The 17,143-nt window shown below is 74.2% G+C and carries 14 protein-coding genes and 1 rRNA gene; 11 read left to right on the top strand and 4 right to left on the bottom strand.

Features of this window, described 5'->3' with window-relative positions; all coding sequences use genetic code 11:
* From rrf to ACZ6EM_RS35115, 9 genes are all read left to right on the top strand, one after another.
* Positions 1-87, top strand: a 5S ribosomal RNA gene (gene rrf / locus ACZ6EM_RS35155); the annotation flags it as partial.
* Positions 88-287: 200 nt separating this feature from the next.
* Entirely contained in the window at positions 288-1,697 is a 1,410-nt protein-coding gene (locus tag ACZ6EM_RS35150; RefSeq protein ID WP_452181005.1) for a sensor histidine kinase, read from the top strand.
* Positions 1,649-2,314: a response regulator transcription factor gene (locus ACZ6EM_RS35145; RefSeq protein ID WP_387736816.1), complete on the top strand. Its 666-nt coding sequence runs from the start codon at positions 1,649-1,651 to the stop codon at positions 2,312-2,314. Before ACZ6EM_RS35150 ends, ACZ6EM_RS35145 begins: the two co-directional genes overlap by 49 nt.
* A gap of 220 nt (positions 2,315-2,534) precedes the next feature.
* The gene (locus ACZ6EM_RS35140) at positions 2,535-4,181 is read left to right on the top strand and encodes a DUF2637 domain-containing protein (protein WP_465774191.1); all 1,647 of its coding nucleotides are present in this window, start codon (positions 2,535-2,537) and stop codon (positions 4,179-4,181) included.
* A 110-nt stretch (positions 4,182-4,291) separates the two neighbouring features.
* Positions 4,292-5,581 carry a DUF6986 family protein gene (locus ACZ6EM_RS35135; RefSeq protein WP_401053739.1) on the top strand — a complete coding sequence of 430 codons (1,290 nt, stop codon included), beginning with the start codon at positions 4,292-4,294 and terminating at the stop codon, positions 5,579-5,581.
* Between the two features lie 131 nt (positions 5,582-5,712).
* Entirely contained in the window at positions 5,713-6,369 is a 657-nt protein-coding gene (locus ACZ6EM_RS35130; protein ID WP_359909213.1) for a YigZ family protein, read from the top strand.
* Positions 6,370-6,669: 300 nt separating this feature from the next.
* Entirely contained in the window at positions 6,670-8,685 is a 2,016-nt protein-coding gene (locus ACZ6EM_RS35125; protein ID WP_465774190.1) for a hypothetical protein, read from the top strand.
* Positions 8,686-8,799: 114 nt separating this feature from the next.
* A complete protein-coding gene (locus ACZ6EM_RS35120; protein WP_465774189.1) occupies positions 8,800-10,575 on the top strand; it encodes a restriction endonuclease in 1,776 nt (591 codons plus the stop codon).
* Positions 10,576-10,847: 272 nt separating this feature from the next.
* Entirely contained in the window at positions 10,848-11,612 is a 765-nt protein-coding gene (locus tag ACZ6EM_RS35115) for a ZIP family metal transporter (RefSeq protein WP_380545014.1), read from the top strand.
* A gap of 60 nt (positions 11,613-11,672) precedes the next feature.
* Here ACZ6EM_RS35115 and ACZ6EM_RS35110 read toward each other — a convergent pair whose 3' ends face one another.
* Positions 11,673-12,578 carry a LysR family transcriptional regulator gene (locus tag ACZ6EM_RS35110; RefSeq protein WP_380545011.1) on the bottom strand — a complete coding sequence of 302 codons (906 nt, stop codon included), beginning with the start codon at positions 12,576-12,578 and terminating at the stop codon, positions 11,673-11,675.
* Between the two features lie 169 nt (positions 12,579-12,747).
* On the opposite strand from ACZ6EM_RS35110, the gene ACZ6EM_RS35105 reads away from it, so the two are divergent.
* Positions 12,748-13,689, top strand: coding sequence for an EamA family transporter (locus ACZ6EM_RS35105; protein ID WP_452179581.1), 942 nt, complete (start codon positions 12,748-12,750; stop codon positions 13,687-13,689).
* On the opposite strand, the gene ACZ6EM_RS35100 is transcribed toward ACZ6EM_RS35105, so the two are convergent.
* Positions 13,604-14,125 (bottom strand): MarR family winged helix-turn-helix transcriptional regulator, encoded by a 522-nt coding sequence (locus tag ACZ6EM_RS35100; RefSeq protein ID WP_359909198.1) that lies wholly within the window; start codon positions 14,123-14,125, stop codon positions 13,604-13,606. The genes ACZ6EM_RS35105 and ACZ6EM_RS35100 overlap by 86 nt on opposite strands.
* A 168-nt stretch (positions 14,126-14,293) precedes the next feature.
* Between ACZ6EM_RS35100 and ACZ6EM_RS35095 the strand changes: the two genes are divergently transcribed.
* A complete protein-coding gene (locus tag ACZ6EM_RS35095) occupies positions 14,294-14,629 on the top strand; it encodes a DUF2218 domain-containing protein (protein WP_359909195.1) in 336 nt (111 codons plus the stop codon).
* Here the strand turns inward: ACZ6EM_RS35095 and ACZ6EM_RS35090 are convergent.
* Entirely contained in the window at positions 14,599-15,264 is a 666-nt protein-coding gene (locus ACZ6EM_RS35090) for a phosphatase PAP2 family protein (protein WP_465774188.1), read from the bottom strand. The two genes, ACZ6EM_RS35095 and ACZ6EM_RS35090, sit on opposite strands and share 31 nt — an antisense overlap.
* Before the next feature lie 480 nt (positions 15,265-15,744).
* Entirely contained in the window at positions 15,745-17,085 is a 1,341-nt protein-coding gene (gabT, locus tag ACZ6EM_RS35085) for a 4-aminobutyrate--2-oxoglutarate transaminase (RefSeq protein WP_359909189.1), read from the bottom strand.
* Positions 17,086-17,143: the final 58 nt, after the last annotated feature.

The raw sequence follows: 17,143 nt of genomic DNA, 5'->3' as shown, positions 1-17,143 counted from the left end.
GGTTACATTCCGAACCCGGAAGCTAAGCCTTACAGCGCCGATGGTACTGCAGGGGGGACCCTGTGGGAGAGTAGGACGCCGCCGAACAATTATTCAGAAGAACCCCCATCCGGGATCCGGATGGGGGTTCTTCGCATTTCCGGACTGTCTCATCGGTCGGTGTCACTTCCTCCACTCGCAGGTGGTCCTAGGTCTACCTCGGGATTGGGGTGCCATGGCCAGTGTGGGTGATGGACGGTTCGTGAAGACTGATGGAGGACGATCGGTACCGGCATCAGGAGCTTCCCGTGACAACAGTGAGTCGTGCGAGCGGCACGTCCGTACGTGCGCAGGCCCGGGCCGCCTTCACGGCGGGCGGCGAGGGCCTGACACGACTGCTCGTGGTGTTGCTGTCCGCGGTGCCGGGGTTCGTGCTGCCGGTGGCGGCGGCCGTCCTCTCGGGGGTGATCGCGGCCCAGGTCCTCCAGAACTACTCCCCGGGGATCCTCGTCGCGCTGCTGGTGGCTGCGTTCGTCGGTTCCGTGGTCGCCGCCCACCTCGTCCGGAGCGTCGCCGACCGTACCCGCGGGCAGGTGGAACGCTGGTTCGGCATACGGCTGCCGTCCACCTACGAGCCGCGTCCGGAGCTGGAGTTGGACGGCCGCGGGCACTGGTGGACGGGTTACACGTACCACCGCTCGCGGACGGTGGCGAAGTACGTGCAGGTCGTCCACTGGGGCCTGCGGGACCGGACCACCCGGGGCGAGTTGCTCTGGATGCTGGTGAACCCGCTCCTTGTGGTGGCTCTGGCCGGCCCGCTGGCGGTTCTGTTCGGGTTGGGCGTCGCCTACGCCCTTTCCTCGCCGGTGCCGGCGGACGACTTCGGCCCGCTGAGCGGCCGGATGGCGTCCATGCTGCTGAGCACCGCGCTCGGGGCCGCCATGGTCGTCGGCGGCATACTCGTGGCACCGTTCGCGGTGCGGATGTACGCGGAGGCCGCCCGCCGGGTGCTGGACCAGGACGGCCGGGCGACGCGCGCCCAGCTGACCAGGCGGGTCGTCGAGTTGACCGAGACGCGGGCGGACGCGGCGGGCAGCCAGGCGGCCGAGCTGCGACGGATCGAGCGGGACCTGCACGACGGCGCCCAGGCGCGACTGGTCGCGATCGGGATGACGCTGGGCACCATCGAGCACCTGATGGACACCGACCAGGGGGCCGCGCGGGAGCTCCTGGCCGAGGCTCGCCAGTCCTCGGCCCGGGCCCTCCAGGAGCTGCGGGACCTGGTGCGCGGCATCCACCCGCCGGTGCTCGCCGAGCGCGGACTCGGCGATGCCGTCCGGGCCCTCGCGCTGGACAGCGCGCTGCCGACCGAGGTGTGCGTGAGCCTGCCGGACCGTCCGCCGGCGCCGGTGGAGGCCGCCGTGTACTTCAGCATCTGCGAGCTGCTGGCCAACGCGGCCAAGCACTCGGAGGCGGAGCAGGTCTGGGTGGACATCCTCTACCGGGCCGGCCTCCTGCGGATCACGGTGACGGACGACGGGGTGGGGGTGGCGGACCCTTCGCGGGGGACCGGACTGCGTGGTATCGAGAAGCGATTGGGTACCTTCGACGGTGTCCTCTCCATCGACAGCACGTCGGGCGGACCCACCACCATCACCTTGGAGTTGCCGTGCGAGTTGTCCTCGCCGAGGACCTCTACCTCCTTCGCGAAGGCCTGATCCGGCTGCTGGAAGCGCACGGCTTCACCATCGCCGCGGCGGTGGAGACCGGCCCCGAGCTGCTGGAGGCGCTTCTGACCCACCGGCCGGACGTGGCCGTGGTCGACGTCCGGCTGCCCCCGACGCTCACCGACGAGGGCCTGCAGGCCGCGCTCAAGGCACGGCGGGAGATCCAGGGCCTGCCGGTGCTGGTGCTGTCGCAGCACGTCCAGCAGCTCTACGCGCGGGAGTTGCTGGCCGACGGCACCGGGGGGATCGGCTACCTGCTGAAGGACCGGGTCTTCAACGCCGGGCAGTTCATCGACGCGGTCCGCCGGGTGGCGGCCGGCGGCACGGCGATGGACCCGGACGTGATCGCCAAGCTGATGGAGACCACCGCGCGCAGGCCCGGTCCGTTGCTGCGGCTGTCCCCGCGGGAGCGCGAGGTGCTGGAACTGATGGCCGAGGGCTGTTCCAACTCGGCGATCGCCGCCCGGCTGTCGGTGAGCGACGGTGCGGTGGCCAAGCACATCGCCAACATCTTCAGCAAGCTCGACCTCGCCCCGGACGAGGATGCCAACCGCCGGGTGCTGGCCGTACTGGCCTACCTCAACGGCACGGCGAGGCAGACCCGCTGACGGTCCGGCCGGCCCCGGCGCCGATCCGCACGGTGCCGGGGCCGGCGTTCGGCCGCCGCACTGTGACACCCCAGGCTGTGGGAACGCTTAAACACGCGTACGAGTAAACTCCGGTGGGCCGAGCCCGGAGGCTGCTCAGCCGTCCGGCGGCCCGACCAACGGGACCCGGCAGCCGAGGCACTGTACGCCAGCGGCCGACATCCAGGGGTTGATAGACGTAATGGCACGCCCAACGCTCACCAAGGCCCATCGTGGCCTGCTCGGCCTGGTCGCGGCCGGTGCCTGCCTCATTTCGGGCATCGGCTTCGCGGGCTCGTACAACGCGGTGCGCGAGCTGGCCGAGGAGAAGGGCTTCGGCGCCTTCTCCTACGCCTTCCCGATCGGCGTGGACGCCGGCATCGTCGTGCTCCTCGCGCTCGACCTGGTGCTGACCTGGCTGCGGATACCCTTCCCGATGCTGCGGCAGACCGCGTGGCTGCTGACCGTCGCCACCATCGCCTTCAACGCGGCCGCGTCCTGGGGCGACCCGCTCGGCATGGGGATGCACGCGGTCATTCCGGTGCTCTTCGTCGTCGTGGTCGAGGCCTCGCGGCACGCGGTCGGCCGAATAGCGGCGATCACGGCGGACCGCCACATGGAGTCGGTCCGGGTGATGCGCTGGCTCCTCTCGCCGGTGCCGACCTTCCGGCTCTGGCGGCGGATGAAGCTCTGGGAGCTCCGCTCCTACGACGAGGTCATCCGACTGGAACAGAACCGCCTGGTCTACCGGGCGCAGCTGCGTTTCCGGTACGGCCGCGGCTGGCGCCGCTCGGCGCCGATCCAGGCGCTGCTGCCGCTCAAGCTCGCCAAGTTCGGCGTGCCGCTGGACCCGGCGCTGCTCGACCGGCTGGACGACGAGGGCCGTGTGCGCGAGGCCCCGGAGGCGCTGCCGGAGCAGGAGGCGCAGGGGATACCCGGCCAGGAGAACCGCGCCACCGCGGCCATCGCCCCGGTCGCCGAGGCCCAGGCCCAGCAGCCGCAGCAGCCCCAACACCCGCAACACTCGCAGCAGGAGCCGCAGGCCGCCCAGCAGGCCGCTCCGCAGGTCCAGCAGGTTCAGCAGGCCCAGCCCGAACAGGCTGCGGCACAGGCACAGGCACAGGCCCAGCCCGAACAGGCTGCGGCACAGACACAGACACAGGCACCCGCGGCCGTCGCGCCGTTGTCCGCCGAGGTCGCCGCGCCGATGCTTGCGAAGCTGGCCGCCGTCCGGCTGCGGGCCGCCCAGGAGCCGGACGAGGTGGCGGACGCCGTCCCGCAGCCGCGCGGCGAGGAGCTGAACGTCTGGACCGAGCGCCCGGTCCGCACCACCGGCCACCCGGCCGACGCCGCCCCGGGCGGGCGGGTGCCCGGCCAGGCCTCGCCCTGGTTCAAGCCCCCACGCCCGGTCGCCGAGGAGCCCACCGCCCTCGCCGCCCCCGCCCTCGCCGCCCCCGCCCCCGCCGCCACCTCCGAGCCCGTTCCGCAGGCCCAGCACGCGGCCGGCTCGCAGCGGCAGTCCGAGCAGTCCGAGCAGCTTGAGCAGCCCGCCGAGCACGAGCAGCAGGTCCCGGCCGAGGAGCGCGTCCACGCCGAGCAGCCGGTCCACGCCGAGCAGCGCGCGGTTGCTCCGGTGCCCGCGCGCCTCGACCCGGACCTCGCCTACGAGGCGCTCGTCTCGTACATGGACAGCTACGGCCACCAGCCCGACCCCCAGCGCCTCGCCGACTGGCTGACCAGGGAGTTCGGCGTCACCGGCAAGGGTCCGGACGGTTCGGTCCACCCCAAGGAGGTCGCCGACCTGTACCCGGAGCTGAACGAGCGCTACGCCGCCGCCGGGAGGGACTGACCGCGGCCGCCACCGTCCGGTGTCGGGTCGGCCATTGACGCCCGTACCCGCCGGAGCTACCTTCGCCTCAACAAATTGTTGAAGCGCTGGTTCGGCATGGAGGAGTGCGGATGACACGGGTCGGGGTCGACGGAAACGGGCCGACGGACGCGGCCTCCTTCTCCACCGCGGCCCGCGCCGCCGTGGAGGCGCTGCTCGCCCCCGTCGACGCCGATCTGGCACGCCGTTACCCGGGCGAACCCGGGACCAGGCAGCCGGTGCACACCGTCTACGTCCCGGCCGACGCCTTCGGTGCCGACACCGTGCGGGAGTGGGGCCGCCGGGCCCTGGACGCCTTCGACCGGCACGCCGCCACCCCCGCCGAACTGGCCCGCGCCCTCGGCGTCGCGGACGACGAACTGCTCGCCGACGTGCACGCCCGGGTCCGCGCCAAGCTGGAGCGCGAGCCGATCGAGGACCTGCGGATCGACTTCGAGGACGGCTACGGCCCCCGCCCCGACGCCGAGGAGGACGCGGCCGCCGTCCGCACCGCCGGGCTGGTCGCCGCCACGGTGGCCGGGGGCGGCGCCCCGCCGTACCTCGGCATCCGGATCAAGTGCATGGAGGCCGCCGTCCGGGCCCGCGGCATCCGCACCCTGGAGCTGTTCCTGGCCACCCTGCTGGCCCGCGGAGGGCTGCCGGAGGGCCTGGTCCTGACCCTGCCGAAGGTGACCTACGCCGAGCAGGTCACCGCGCTGGTCCGGCTGCTGGAGGACTTCGAGCGCCGGGCCGGGCTGCCCGCCGGCCGGATCGGCTTCGAGATCCAGATCGAGACCACCCAGGCGATCCTCGGCCCGGACGGCCGGGCCACCGTCGCCCGGATGATCGAGGCCGCCGAGGGGCGCGCCACCGGCCTGCACTACGGGACCTTCGACTACAGCGCGGCCTGCGGCGTCAGCGCGGCCCACCAGAGCATGGACCACCCGGTCGCCGACCACGCCAAGGCGGTCATGCAGGTGGCGGCCGCGGGCACCGGGGTCCGGCTCTCCGACGGCTCGACCAACGTCGTCCCGACCGGTTCCACCGAGCAGGTGCACGCCGCCTGGAAGCTCCACCACGGCCTGGTCCGCCGCTCGCTGGCCCGCGCGTACTACCAGGGCTGGGACATGCACCCGGCGCACCTGCCCACCCGCTACGTCGCGGTCTACTCCTTCTACCGCGAGGGCCTGGCGGCCGCCGCCGCCCGACTGGCCGCGTACGTCGCGAAGGCGGGCGGTGACGTGATGGACGAGCCGGCCACCGCCCGGGCGCTGAGCGGCTACCTGCTGCGCGGCCTGGACTGCGGCGCCGTCGACCTCGCCGAGGTCACCGCGCTGACCGGTCTGGACCGCGCGCGGCTGAATGCCCTGGCCGGGCGCTGACCCGTCGGTGGCCCGTGGCCGGTGGCCGGCCGCCGGTCCTCCCGTCGTGCGCCAACTAGGCTGGCGGTGCCGCCCCGGTGTCCCGGGGCGGCACCGCCAGCCTTCGCCGTCCTCGGGAGGACCTCCCCGCCATGTCCGCCACGCCGGAGCCCACCGCCAGGCCGTACCTCACCATCCGGCGGGCCGGCAGCCACGAGACCGAGATCAAGAAGTCCCGGTTCATCTGTCACCTCGCCCGGGTCGCCGACGAGGAGGAGGCGCAGGCGTTCATCGCCGGCATCCGCAAGCAGTACTGGGACGCCCGGCACAACTGCACCGCCTTCGTGGTCGGCGACGAGCAGCGCCGCGAGCGCTCCAGCGACGACGGCGAACCCGGCGGCACGGCCGGGGTGCCGATGCTGGAGGTGCTGCGCCGGCGCGGGCTGACCGACACCGTCGCCGTGGTCACCCGGTACTTCGGCGGGATCAAGCTCGGTGCGGGCGGCCTGGTGCGGGCGTACGGCAACGCGGTCTCGGCGGCGGTGGACGGGATCGGCCTGCTGGAGCGGCGGCCGGTCGCGCTGCTCGCGGTGACGGTGGACCACGTCCGGGCCGGGCGGGTGGAGAACGACCTGCGGGCGGCCGGGTACACGGTGAGCGATCTGGCCTACGAGGCCACCGGGGTGCGGATCGAGGTGGGCGTGCCGGAGCCGGACGTGGCGGAGTTCCACACCTGGCTGGCGGAGGCGACCGGCGGTACCGCGGTGGCGGTCCCGGCCGGCCGCACCTATGTCGAGGTGCCGGTCTGAGAGGTGCCGCTCCGAGCGGCACCGGTCCGGCCGCGGGGCGGGTGGTACCTCGTGGGTCCCGGGGGACGGACGATCCGCGGGACGGCTCGTCGGACGGCCCGTGACCGGCCGTTTCCGGTAGCCCAGGCCTTGCGCCACGCGGAAGAACGCTTGAGCAGATTCACCCGAACGTAGTGTCGTTGCCCGGAGTTGGAACTTCCGCTCCGGGCCGTGGCGTTTCCTGGGCAAGGTTCCGGCAGAACCGGACGAAACCGTCGATGGAGGACACAGGACCCGACCCCGCACCGCGGAGGTATGCGCATGACCTCAGACCGTTCGACCTCGAATCCCCTGTCCGCGACGAACCCGATCTCCAGCCGCCCGACCTCGAACCGTCCGACCTCGTACCACCCGACCTCGAACCGCCCCGCCCCGAACCGCGTCCGCGCGCACGCCGCCGCCGACCTGCCCGGCCCCCGCGGTCCCGCGACGCCCTACCGGATGACGGTCACCACGCTCCTCGGGCACGCCGAGGCCGTCGCCCTGGCCGACGAACAGCTGGCCTCCTGGCTGAAGCAGGAGGGCTACGAGGAGCCCCCACCGGCCCACCGCGCCCCCGTCGGGCAGAGCGCCGAACCGGCTCCCACCGCCGGACCGGCTCCCACCGCCGAGCGCCTCCGCCTGGGCGAGCGCGTCCTGCTCGACCGCGACCTGGGCCCGCTGCGCGAGGGTCCGGGCGCCGGCCGCTACGACCGCCGCCGGCTGCGCACCCCGGCCCCGCACGGCACCCAGCAGCTCACCCTCACCGTGGCCACCGCGGCGGACGGCCCCACCTGGGTCCGGCTGGAGGCGGAGACACACAGCACCGGCAGCGGTGTGCGCACCCCGTGCCGGGTGCCGGTGCCCGAACTCGCCCGCTCGCTCCTCCCGCTGCTCGACGCCACCGACGGCCCGTCCGCCGTCCGCTCCACCCCCCGGGTGATCACGGCCGACGAGGTCGACGCCCTGATCGACGAGCTGTGCGACCCCGGGCGCAGGCTGCCCACGGTGGTGGCCAGCGTCCCGGTGAACCTCCCGCTCGACCGCTGGGTGGAGGACGTGGTGGCCCCGCTCTGCCAGCAGCTGCCCGGCCTCGCCACCACCTACGTGCTGGACCCCGGCGCCCGCACCGGGTTCAACGTCGCGCTGGAGTACCACACCGTCTACGGCGGAGCGGTGCGCACCTACCTGCCCGAGGTCGACCCGGCCTCCCGGCAGGACAGCGCCCGACATCCGGTGCTCGCCCGGGGCCGAATAGAAGAGGACCTGCGCCGCGCCGCCGGGCTGCTCGCCCGCGAGCCGCGCCGCCTGGCTGCGGAGCAGCCGCTGCCACCGCCGCTCGCGGCCGTCCCGGTGCTGCGCGTCCCGCCGCCGCAGCTCCGCGAGCCCGCCGAGCGGTCCGCCCAGCAGTCCGCCGAGCAGACCACGGAGCAGACCGTCGAGCGGGCATCCGAGCAGGCCGGGCGGACGGCTGGGCACGCCGTCGGACAGGCCTGCGAACGGACCGCCGAACGGGCCGCCCCGGACCAGGTCATCGAACTGGCCGCGCTCGTCCACGAGGAGCAGCAGGACCGCGCGGAGCAGCAGGCCCGGGCCGACGAGCTGGAGCGGGTCCGGCACACCCTGCGCCTGGAACGCCGCGAACACCGGGACCGGGGCCAGGGCCGGGAGGGCCGCGACGGCCGGGACATCCGGGAGGGCCGCCTCCGCTCCGGAACCCGCGCCCTGACCGGACGCCACTGCGCCGCACCGGGCAGTGGTCCGGTCGTCGGGCCGTTCTCCGTCGCCCAGCTCCACGACCGCCGGGGAACGCCCGAGACCTTCTCCGAACTCATGGCCAGACTGGGCGAGTTCCCGCTGGTGACCTTCACCGGGGACCAGAAGAACGCGCTCGCCCTGGACGAGCTGCAGTGCGCCGGCGCGGGCTGGGCCCGGCTCGCCTGGGACGGGCTGACCGCCCTCCAGGAGTACGCCGAGGCGGCCGTCCGCGGCGCGGCCGGCGGGGACTTCAAACAGTGGTGCGAGCGCACCCCCGAGGGCTGCCACCGCTTCCCGCCCCGCAAGGCGGTCCGCGGGGAGTCCCGGACGGTGTTCAGCCACACCAAGTGGAAGCGCGAGCGGATGCTGCCGGTGCCGGAATGCGTCGACTCCTCCCGGCGCGCGTTCATGGGCGCGCACCTGCGGATCGGCGGCGGCCGCACCGCGCCCCGGCTGCACTACCTGGACGACTGCTCCGGCAGCGGCCGGATCTACGTCGGCTACATCGGTCTGCACCTCACCAACACCCGGACCAACTGAGCGGCTTGGCTGACCGCTGCGTCCGTTCGGGGGACAATGTCCGGCAGCGGCGGGTCCACAGGTTCGCCGATCGCCCCGGGCAGGCGCCGGACGAGCATGGGGGAACGACGACCGATGCAGTACCCAGCAGACGGCCAGTCCGACGGAACCGCCACCGTCCAGTTCCCCCGGCCGGGCTTCCTCGCCTCGGTCTTCCGCGACCTCGGAGCCGAGGAGGAGCAGGAGCAGGGCGACGCCGTCGCCGGCCGCCCCAGTGGGGGCACGGCCGGTGACGGTCCGTCCGGCGACGGCCCGGCAGGTGGCGATCCGGCAGGTCGCGGTCCAACCGGTGCCGGTCCGTCCGACCCGGATCCCGTCGGTCCCGGCCCTGGCCGAGCCGACCACGGAACCGGCCACTCCGGCCACTCCGGCCCCGCCGAGGCCGACCAGGACGAGGCCGTGGCGGCGCACGCCCGGGCCGCCGCCCTGACCCACCACCGCACCCGCGCCGTCCAGGCCGAGCACGACCGGCTGGCCGACCTGCTGCGACGGGCCGCGCTGCCCGTCTCGGCCATGGACTTCGAGAGTCAGCTGCGCCACTACCAGCCCCGCCCCTACCCGGCCGACGGTCCCGCCGCGGCCGAAGACTCCGAGCCCCGCTGGGAGGACTACGCTCCCGCCGAGCCGCCCGCGGCCGACCCGGACAGCGGCCCGTCCCGCCGGCTGCTCGACTCCGGCTACCAGCGCGAGCTGGCCCAGGCCCGGCTCACCCACCAGCGGGCCCTGCGCGAGTGGCGCACCCGCCGGGCCGAGGCCGGCAGCCCGGCCGCCGACGAGTCCCGGCGCGCCCACGAGGCGGCCGAGGAGGCCCGGGCCCGCGCCGTGCGCGAGTACAACGAGAGCCTGGAGGAATGCCGGCGGGCCTACCGGCTGGCCGAACCGGCCGCGGTGGAATCGCTGCTGGAACGGGCGCTGGCCGCCGCCGAGACCGCCACCCAGGACCTGCCCGCCCCCTGCAGGGCGGTCTTCCGCCCGCTCACCCGCACCGCCGTGCTGGACCTCGACCTGCCGCCGCTCGACCTGGTGCCCTCGCTCACCGGCTACCGGCTCGACCCGGACGGCGACATCCGTCCGGTGCCGCGCCCGCCCGCGGACCGGGCCACCGACTACCTGCGGCTGGTCGCCCGGCTCGCCCTGCGCGCCCTCCAGGCCGCCGACGCCGTCGACACCGACGAGATACTCGCCGGCGTCGTCCTCAACGGCTGGCTGCGCGACCCCGCCGCGGCCGAGCCGCTCTGCCTGGTCAGCGTGGACGCCGACCGCGACGCGCTGGCCCGCACCCGGCTGCTGCCGCCGGGCACCCCGTACGAGGAACGCGACGACGAGGGCGTCTACGCCGACGCCGAGCAGGACGAGGCCCTGGTGCGGCTGCGCCAGCTCGGCGCCGCCGTCACCCCGGACCCGTACGACCGGGCCGGTGTCCAGCCGGCCGCCCGGGCCGGGGCCACCGTGCCGGCCGCCTCCGACCTGTCCGCCAACGAGTTCGCCCAGCTGGTGCGGGACCTGCTGACCAGGGGCGGGATCGCGCAGTGGAGCGTCCGGCTGCGCGGCCCGGCCGGGCTGGTCGCCACCGGCGAGGGCGCGCCCGGGACCGCGCTGCCCGGCCGCTGGGTGGTCTGGGCCTCCCGGGACACCGCGTCGGTCGGCGCCGAGCAGATCGAGACCCTGGCCGAGGCGGTCGGGGAGGAGTCCGCCGAGCGCGGGCTGCGGCTGACCACCGGCCGGTTCACCGAGGAGGTGCTGGACCTCACCGCCGAGGAGAGCCACCGCCACATCCACCTGATCGACGGCGACGGCGTCCGCGAACTCGCCCACACCCACCTCGGCCTGCCGCTCGCCACCGGCGGCTGACGGGTCCCTCGCCGCGGCGGGGGGCCTCACTCCGACAGCTCAACCGGCGGCCCATCCGGGGGGCGCCCGAGCGGGCCCGGGCCGAGGCTGGGGGCACGGCTCCCGGTCGGGCCCGGCACCCCGGGTGATCACCGTCGAACGGGCGTCCGGTACGGTCGGCGGTCGGCCCGGTCACGGGCGGATCCCAGGGGGAGAGGAATGGGCAGCACGCTCGGCGGACCACCCGGTGAAGGCCCCGGCCACCAGGCCGGACCCGAGACGGAGTCGGCCCGATGACCGCGGTACTGGTCGCCGCCGCGGCGTTCCTGATGACCCTGGTCGGCGGCTTCGTGGCCCAGCGCACCCGCGACCGCCGCCACCTGGTGCTCGGCTTCGCCGCCGGGCTGATGCTCGGCGTCGTCGCCTTCGACCTGCTGCCCGAGGCGATCCACCAGGCCCCGAACGAACTGCACGGCGTCCCGCAGGCGCTGCTGATGTTCGCGGCCGGCTTCCTCACCATCCACGTGATCGAGCGCGCGGTCGCCATCCACCGCGGCCACGAGGGTGAGTACGCCGCGCACTCCCACGGCCACCAGCACGGGCACACCCACTCCGTCGGGCACCAGGGCGTCGGGATGACCGCCGCACTGGCCCTGGTCGGGCACAGCGTCATGGACGGCTTCGCGATCGGCGCCGCCTTCCAGGCCGGCACCACGGTCGGCACGGTGGTGGCCATCGCGGTGGTCGCGCACGACTTCGCCGACGGCTTCAACACGTACACGATCACCCGGCTGTACGGGAACAACCGGAGGCGGGCGCTGACCCTGCTCGCCGCCGACGCGCTGGCCCCGGTGTCCGGCGCGGCGATCACCCTGGCGTTCACCATCCCGGCGCACCTGCTCGGCCTCTACCTGGGCTTCTTCTCCGGCTTCCTGCTCTACCTGGCGACCTCGGACATCCTCCCCGAGGCGCACAGCCCGCACCCCTCGCGCACCACCCTGCTCTGCACCGTGGCCGGGGTCGGCTTCATGTGGCTGGTGATCGGCTTCGCCGGCTGAGGCCCGTACGAGGCCCGTACGAGGCCCGGGCCCCCGCGATGCCCTCGAACACGGCGGCCCTCAGACCGGAAGCCGCCCCCAGCACTCCCGCATCGAGGCCAGCGCCTCGGTGATGGCCGGACGCCGGGAGGCCTGGGAGCGCCAGAGCGCGAACACCCGGCGGCCGGGCTCCGGCGCCACCCGGCGGACCGCCACCCCGGGCGGCAGCGGGCCCCGTCCGAGCCTGGGCACCAGACCCATGCCCAGACCGGCCGCGACCAGGGCGATCTGCGTCTCGAACTCCCCGACCTGGTAGCGCACGTCCGGCTCCTCGCCGGCCTCGCGCAGGGTGCGGACCAGCCAGTCGTGGCAGATGTTGCCCGGCGGCACGCTGATCCAGCGCTGCCCGCACAGCCGCTCCACCGGCACCGGGTCGAGCGCGGCCAGATCGTCGTCGGCGGGCAGCAGCAGGTCCACCGGGTCCGTGCCGAGGTCCATCCGGGAGACCCCCTCCTGCACCGGCAGCGGTACGGTCGGCCAGTCCTGCACCAGCGCCAGGTCCACCTCGCCCCGGGCCACCAGCTCGGCCGCCGGGTAGGGATCGCGCTCCAGCAGCCGGACGTCCAGCTCCGGGCAGCGCCGCCGCAGATCGGCCAGCGCCCCGGGCATCAGTCCGCGGGCACCGGACGGGAACGCGGCCACCAGCAGCCGCCCGACGGCCCGGCCGCGCTGCTCCTCCAGCCGCACCTCGGCCTGCTCCACCAGCCCCAGCACGGTCCGCGCGGTGACGGCCAGCTCGCGCGCCGCGTCAGTCAGCACCACGCCACGGCCCTGCCGTTCCAGCAGCACCGTGCGGGTCTCCCGCTCCAGCTTGGCGATCTGCTGCGAGACCGCCGAGGGCGTGAAGCCGAGCGCGGCCGCCGCCCCGCCGACCGAGCCGTGCACCGCCACCGCGTGCAGCGCCCGCAGGCGCCCCAGATCCATCATGCAGTGATCCTAAAGTGTCCGCTTCAGTATTCATCGCTGGTGCTACACGGTCCGGGGTCGCCATGCTCGACCCATGACCGCGACAACCGCCGCCGCCCCGAGCGGCCGCACCAGCACGGGCAGCACCGGCAGCACGAGTGGCACGGGTGGCAACGGCGGTCCGGGCGGCATGAGCCCGCGCCACATCGCCCTGGCCGTCCTGGTGGCCGCCGTCTGGGGCCTCAACTTCGTCCTGATCCACGTCGGCCTCGACAGCTTCCCGCCGCTGCTCTTCTGCGCCCTGCGGTTCGCCGTCGTCGCGGTGCCGGCGGTCTTCTTCGTCGGCCCGCCCAAGGTGGCCCGGCGCTGGGTGGTGGCGGTCGGCGTGGTCCTCGGGGTGGTCAAGTTCGGGCTGCTCTTCCTCGGCATGCACGCCGGGATGCCGGCCGGACTCTCCTCCCTGGTGCTCCAGGGGCAGGCCGGCTTCACCGCGCTGTTCGCCGCCGTACTGCTGCGCGAGCGCCCCGGCCGGCAGCGGCTGGCGGGCCTGGCGGTCGCCTTCGCCGGCATCGCGCTGAGCGCCCGGGACCAGGGCGCGGGCGGACCGCTCGGGGCCTTCGCCCTGGTCGTCCTGGCCGCCCTCGCCTGGGGCCTGGCCAACGTCCTGACCCGCAAGGCCGCGCCGCCGGACGCCCTGCGCTGGATGGTCTGGGTCAGCGCCGTCCCGCCGCTGCCGCTGTTGGGCCTGTCCCTGCTGGTCGAGGGGCCCGAAGCGGACCTGCGCGCCCTGCGCGGGATCACCCCGGCCGGACTGGGCGCGATCGGCTACGTCGGGCTGGTCTCCACCCTGTTCGGCTTCGTCGCCTGGAGCTTCCTGCTGCGCAACTACGACGCGACCGCCGTCGCGCCCTACTCGCTGCTGGTCCCGGTGTTCGGGATGTCCTCGGCCTGGCTGCTGCTGGGCGAGCGGATCAGCCCGACCGCCGCCGCGGCCGCGCTGCTGGTGATCGCCGGGATCGGGATCACCGCGCTGCGCCCGGGGGCCGCTACCGGCGTGGTGGCCCGGCTTCGAGGAAGCGGGCCTCGGCCGAGCGCAGCACCCGCAGCAGCACCTCCTCGTCGGCGGGGCTGACCTCGCCGAAGTACTCCTGCGCCACCTCGTCCCGGACCTGCCCGATCCGCTCCACCGCCGCCCGCCCGGCCTCGGTCAGCAGGATCCGCACCGCCCGCCGGTCGGCCGGGTCGGGGCTGCGCTCGACCAGGCCGGCCTCCTCCAGCGCGTCGACCACGGTGGTCGCCGAGCGCGGGGCGATGTGCAGCTTGTCGGCGAGGTCGCTCAGCCGCATCGCGTGGTCCGGCGTCTCGCAGCCGGGGACGTGGGCGAGCGTGCGCAGCGCCCGGGCCTGGCCGGGGGTGATGCCGTACGGCTCCAGCCGCCAGCCGGTCTGACGGCGGATCCGCTTGATCGCCCTGGTCATCGCGTCGGCCAGTTCGGCGGCGGTGTCCGGGGTGCCGGACCGGGGGCCGGAGGAGGGGTCCGCCGGTTCGTCGGTCGGCGTGGTGGTCATCGGCGGTCTCCTCGGCTGGCGTCCGCCCAAGGGTAGCCGTCGGTCCGGGGCCCGCGGCCAGGCGGCGGAGGGTGATCGCGGAAATATGTTGAGCTTAGCTCAGTATCTGGGTTAGCGTTGCCCCGAGTGAGGGGACCCTAAGTTCCCCTTCCCGACCTTGGAGGACCCATGCCCCGCTCCGAAGCCCGCGTCGCCACCGACCGCCCGGGCCGTTACGCCAAGCAGCTCACCGCCCACATGGGGCGCAAGATCGAGGCCGTCTACTCGGAGGAGACCGGCCGCGGCACGATGGTCTTCGGCGCCGGCACCGCCACCCTGGAGGCACAGCCCGACGCGCTGCTGCTCACCGTCGAGGGCGAGCGCGAGAACCTGCCCGGCCTGGAGGACGTCGTCGGCCGCCACCTGGTCCGCTTCGGCGCCCGCGACGAACTCGTCATCGCATGGCACCGGGACAACGGCGAGCCCGGCCTCGTTCACCGCAACGAAGAGGCCCCCGAAGCCTGACGACCCCCGGAACCCGGCCGGGGCAGCCACCGGGCGAACGCCCACAGCACCAGGACGGCCAGGCACCAGCTCGCCACCACGTCCAGCAGCCAGTGGAAATCGCTCCACACCAGCCCCGCGCCCACCCCGAGCGACAACACCACCGCACCCGCCGTCAACCCCCGGACGGCGCGCGGCCCCGCCACCCGGGCCAGCAACAGCGCCGCCACCCCGTACGAGACCGCCGCCGTCGCGGTGTGCCCGGACGGGTACCAGCCCCACTGGCCCGCCGCCAGCGGCTCCCCGAGCGGACCCGGCCGGGCGAAGGCCGACTTCGCCGGGACCACCAGCAACGGGATCAGCACCGCCGTCAGCGCCGCCACCGGCAGCGGCAGCCACCAGCGCCCGGCCCCGGCCCGGCGCCCGAGCCACGCGGCCAGAGCACCGGCCAGCAGCAGCACCGGGACCGCCGGAACGCTGCTGCCCAGGTCCGACAGGAGGAGACCGAGCCGGTCGAGCAAGGCGTTCGGGAAGTCCCGATGGGCCGAACGGACCGCCCGGCGGACCCCGCGGTCCACGCCGAGCAGCGGCCCCTCCGCCGCGACCTGCCAGGACACCACCATCAGCAGCACCGCGGCGACCACCGGCACCGCCACCGACCGCGCCACCCGGCCCGGAACGGCGGACAGCCGCCCCGGAGCAGGGGGGAGAGCTCCGGGGCGGCTCTGATGATCGCCGTTCCGCGCGCCCCGGGGGGTGTGGGTCGGACGGTCGGTCGATCGGCCTTCGGTGGGCGCCGACCCTCCCGGGCCGGCCTGGTCGTCCTCGTGCGGCACCCGCGCGACCGGCCCCGGAAGGGGCCCCGCGGACGGCCGCGCCAACGGCTGAGGCTCGCTGTCCATCTGCGATGACACTACGTCAACAGCCCTTCCGCGCCGAGCGCCTTCAGCGATTCCGCACACCATCTTCACCCCGCGCCGGGCAACCTCCGGGGCACCCTGTCGATCATGCCCGGACCGCCCGCGCGGCACGCCGGAAACCGAACGGCCCGTGCGGACCAAGAGGTCCCCACGGGCCGTTCAGCGCTGTCCGGACAACCCTCCGGCGGGGGTTCACGACCTGACGGGCGACACCGCTCAGAGGGCGGCGAACGCACCCTCCAGGATGTCCAGGCCCTCGGTCAGCAGGTGCTCCGGCATGACCAGCGGCGGCAGGAAGCGCAGCACGTTGCCGTAGGTGCCGGCGGTCAGCACGACCAGGCCCTCGGCGTGGCAGGCCTTGGCGATGGCCGCGGTGGCCGCCGCGTTCGGCTCCTTGCCGCCCGGCAGCACCAGCTCGACGGCGATCATCGCACCGCGGCCGCGGACCTCACCGATGATCTCGTACTTCTCCTGCATGGCCCGCAGGCGGCCCAGCATGATCTCGCCGATCCGCTGCGCCTTGCCGTTGAGGTCCAGCTCCTTCATGGTCTCGATGGCGCCCAGCGCGGCGGCACAGGCCACCGGGTTGCCACCGTAGGTGCCACCCAGACCACCGGTCTGCGCGGCGTCCATGATCTCGGCGCGGCCGGTCAGCGCGGACAGCGGCAGACCGCCGGCGATGCCCTTCGCGGTGGTGATCAGGTCCGGGACGATGCCCTCGTCCTCGCACGCGAACCACTGGCCGGTGCGGCAGAAACCGGTCTGGATCTCGTCCGCGACGAACACGATGCCGTTCGCCTTCGCGAACTCCACGATCGCCGGCAGGAAGCCCTTGGCCGGCTCGATGAAGCCGCCCTCGCCCTGGATCGGCTCGATGATGATCGCGGCGACGTTCTCGGCACCGATCTGCTTGTTGATCGCGTCGATCGCCTGGGCCGCGGCCTCGGCGGCGGCGTTCTCCGCACCGGTCAGCCAGCGGTACGGGTAGGCGACCGGCACCCGGTAGACCTCGGGGGCGAACGGACCGAAGCCCTGCTTGTACGGCATGTTCTTCGCCGTCAGCGCCAGGGTCAGGTTGGTGCGGCCGTGGTAGCCGTGGTCGAACACCACGATGGCCTGGCGCTTGGTGTAGGCGCGGGCGATCTTCACCGCGTTCTCGACGGCCTCGGAACCCGAGTTGAACAGCGCGGTGCGCTTCTCGTGGTCACCCGGGGTCAGCTCGTTCAGCTGCTCGGCGACCGCCACGTAACCCTCGTACGGGGTCACCATGAAACAGGTGTGCGTGAAGTTGCCCAGTTGCTCGGTCGTCCGGGCCACCACGGCCTCGGCGCTGTTGCCGACGTTCGTCACGGCGATGCCGGAACCGAAGTCGATCAGCGAGTTGCCGTCCACGTCCTCCAGCACGCCGCCGTTGGCACGGGACACGTACACCGGCAGGGTGGTGCCGACACCGGCCGCCACCGCACCCAGCTTGCGGGCGTGCAGCTCCTGCGACTTCGGACCGGGGATCGCGGTGACCAGGCGGCGCTCCTGCGGGAGCGGCGTTGCGGCGCTCATGGGGTTTCTCCAGACTTCTCGGCTCGGTGCTTCGCAGGCTACGGCCGCCCTCCCCACC

It is taken from the genome of Kitasatospora sp. NPDC041917, from assembly GCF_055589745.1.
This window is presented reverse-complemented; position numbering and strand designations above follow the sequence as displayed.